The following is a 3444-nucleotide window of genomic DNA, read 5'->3' on the forward strand; positions in this document are numbered from 1 at the left end:
TAACCAGGGTATATATAAAATTATCATTGTTAACCCAGATAACAGGAAAAATATCAAGTTATTTTTTCGCTCTGGTTTCATAACAAGATACCAAAGTATAAAGGCTGCTTGAGCAAATAAGTTGAGAATAAAAAAGAGATGGGTGTAGAGTCCGAGAGTATTAGAGAAGGTGTATAAAGACCAATTAACAAGAGTTCTTTTTTTGAGACATTTTAACAGCATTAATTGACTGATTATCGTTAACAAAACTAAAAGACTATACTGACGAGACATTTGAGCAAATATTATATCAACTGGAGAAAGTGCCAATAAAATTACTGCTAAAATTGCCGTTAATTTTGCTGCAAATAATTCTAGGGATAGATAGTAAATAAATGGCAGGGAGAGAAGACTAAAAAAAATCGCTAAACTGCGGGAAGAAACGGGAGAAAAACCGAATATTTTTTCCCAATAGCGAGAGATAATAAAGTATAAAGGTGGGTGCTGAGGGTCTTCTTTAGCGAGAGATTTTATTGTATCAAAAACATTACTTTCGGGTTTCAGTTGTTGAAATTTTCCTAATTCTGTGGTAGATAAAAGACGATTTTGAAAGATAGTATCAGCGATTTCCTTTGCTTGATAACCAGTGGTTCTAATCGTGGTGTAGGATTCATCATGCCAATAGATTTTTTTATCGATATTTGCCAAACGAAAAACCACACCGAGAGTTAGGATAATTGCCAAAAGTATTAAGAGCCAATTGGGAGTTTTATAATTAATAGTTGCTTGCATTTTAATAACTAGAGCGACTTTGTTTAAGATTAAGAAACTTGGTAAATTCTGGTTGAAAAAGTAGCTTAATTGTGCCGGTGGGACCATTACGATGCTTAGTAATAATTACTTCAGCCACACCTCGATCGGGACTATCGGGGTTATAATATTCATCTCGGTATAACATCATAATTAAATCCGCATCCTGTTCGATACTATTATGAACGATGATATTATTGGCAATAAAGTTATGCAGTTTATCTACTGTTAAATCATACACTTCTGTCTCTCCATCCGCTTGAATTGCCATAACTTCATCCCAATTAAAAGTTAGGTCTGAATTACTAAGAGAGCGAGGTAAAGCGATATAATTACCAATATTTAATTCATCTAATCTTTGCCAACCGTGGACAGTCAAAAATTTATGATTGGCTGTAGTTCTAATCGTGCGACCTAAACGAGTTGTTAATCGAAAAACTGGCTTAAATCCTGTGGAAAATACCTTAGTTACCAGTGCTTTTTCTAATTTCATTGTTTCCTCATTAAGAGCAAAAACCGTAAAATTAGAGCAATTCACTAACTGACAAATTGGCACTTTAGCACGAGGAGCGGCTAACTCAACTAAACTATCACCCGCTAAACATCCCGACTCGCGTAAATCGGACATCATCGGTCTTTTATTATTGCGAGATTCCACAGCGCGACTTAACTGAGAAAGAGCAATTACTGGAGCATGAATTTCTCTCGCTAAACCCTTAAGACTGCGGGTAATTTTAGAAATTTCCTGAACGCGATTATCACCTCCCCCTTCCATTAATTGCAGATAATCGATTAAAACTAATCCCATTTGCCCCTTTTTTTCTGCCTGTAAACGCCGCACTTGGGAACGCATTTGAATTACACTTAAATTGGCACTATCATCGATATATATAGGCAAATTTAATAACTTTTCTAGTCCCCCAAGAACCTTCTCTAAATCATTTTGTCCCAAACGGCCCGAGCGAATCCGATTACTTTCGATTTTAGCCTCATTCGATAACAAACGTTGGGCTAATTGTTCCTTAGACATCTCCAAACTAAAGACAGCTACAGGTAAATTCTGTTGAGCTATATTATAAGCAATATTAAGAGCAAAAGAAGTTTTTCCCATGGAAGGCCTACCCGCGATAATAACTAAATCCGAGGGTTGTAAACCACTGGTCATCGCATCGAGATCATAAAATTGAGTTTCGATACCGGGTAGAGTGGTCGTCTCCTGCATTTTCTCAATTTCGTTAAAAGTTTCAATTAAAGTATCCCCCAGAAAAATTAAACCCTCCTGGGGTCGTTTTTGGGTGAGACGAAAAATCTTTTGTTCCGATTCATCGAAAACATTTTCTAATTCTAGCGTCGTATCCCTGGCTAACTCGATAATTTCTCCCCCGGTGGAAATTAACTGACGACGCATATATTTATCCATCACTAATTCAGCATAGCGATCGATGTTGGCAGCCGAGACAGTGCGCTCAATTAATTGTAACAATCGCGGCATTCCCCCGATTTCTTCCAGCAGATGATTATCTTGTAACCAACTGCTAACCGTCATTAAATCCGTCGGTTTTCCCTTCCCTTGTAAAGCAAGCGCCGCACGATAAATATCTTGATGGGTTTTCACATAGAAAGCTTCTGGAATTAAAAAATCACTGATTCTACCTAAAGCTTTTGGATCTAGTAAAATGCCACCTAAGATAGATTCTTCCGCTTCAATATTTTGGGGGGGGAGGGATTGATCGCTAATCATTGTTAATGCTGACCGTGCTTTATCATTAATTATAGTCATTCACCCTAATTAAATACAAATGTTCAGGTTAATGATAGGATTCAGTATTCAGGATTCAGGAGATTGTTTTTATTTATTCTCCCCACATCCCCACATCCCCACACCCCACACCCCACACCCCACACCCCTTTTAAACAGGATTTAGTATGACTTTAATTGACTCCTCGGCGCTCTCCCCGGCCGTCTATTTTATTGGTGCGGGCCCCGGAGATCCGGAATTATTGACGGTAAAAGCCTATAAAATTCTCCAAAAAGCCGATGTTATCGTCTTTGCTGATTCCCTCGTCCCCAAACAAATTCTTGAGGACACTCCTAAAGATGCTGAGTTAATTCCCACCAGTAGCATCACCCTAGAGGAAATTATCCCTTTAATGATCGATCGCGTGCGTCGGGGTTTAGCGGTGGTGCGACTGCAATCGGGGGATTTAAGTCTCTATAGTGCCATCCAAGAGCAAATTGAGCTTTTGACAGCAGCAGATATCCCCTTTCAGCTAATCCCCGGAATTAGTGCCTTTCAAGGATTAGCGGCCAAATTGGCCCTAGAATTAACGATTCCGGAATTAGTCCAGACAATTATTCTAACCCGGGTGGAAGGAAAAGCATCTCCCATGCCAGAAAGTGAAGAATTAGCCTCTTTAGCCGCCCATAAAGCCAGTTTATGCCTATATTTAGCCGCCCGTCATGTTGACAAAGCCCAGGAAAAACTCCTAAAATACTACCAGCCAGAGCAACAGGTGGCCGTTTGTTTCCGTCTCGGTTGGCCCGACGAAAAAATCTGGGTTGTCCCCCTGTCAGAGATGGCCCAATTAACCCATCGGGAAAATTTAACTAGAACTACCCTTTATCTAATTAGTCCCGCTTTAAACCAGATTACA

General features: G+C 39.3%; 3 protein-coding genes. 1 reads left to right on the top strand and 2 read right to left on the bottom strand.

Going from position 1 to position 3444, the window contains the following annotated elements; all coding sequences use genetic code 11:
- Both PX484_RS08250 and dnaB read right to left on the bottom strand, forming a co-directional pair.
- Positions 1-771 (bottom strand): glycosyltransferase family 39 protein (locus PX484_RS08250; RefSeq protein ID WP_288103425.1); only part of this gene is annotated, 771 nt, incomplete at its 3' end.
- Position 772: 1 nt separating this feature from the next.
- Positions 773-2530, bottom strand: coding sequence for a replicative DNA helicase (gene dnaB / locus PX484_RS08255; protein WP_287766628.1), 1758 nt, complete (start codon positions 2528-2530; stop codon positions 773-775).
- A gap of 185 nt (positions 2531-2715) precedes the next feature.
- Here dnaB and cobM point away from each other — a divergent pair.
- Positions 2716-3444: precorrin-4 C(11)-methyltransferase (gene cobM, locus PX484_RS08260; RefSeq protein WP_288103427.1), on the top strand; the 729-nt coding region annotated here is incomplete at its 3' end.

Source organism: Microcystis sp. M49636_WE2, from assembly GCF_030065375.1.
Classification (GTDB): Bacteria; Cyanobacteriota; Cyanobacteriia; order Cyanobacteriales; family Microcystaceae; genus Microcystis; species Microcystis aeruginosa_C.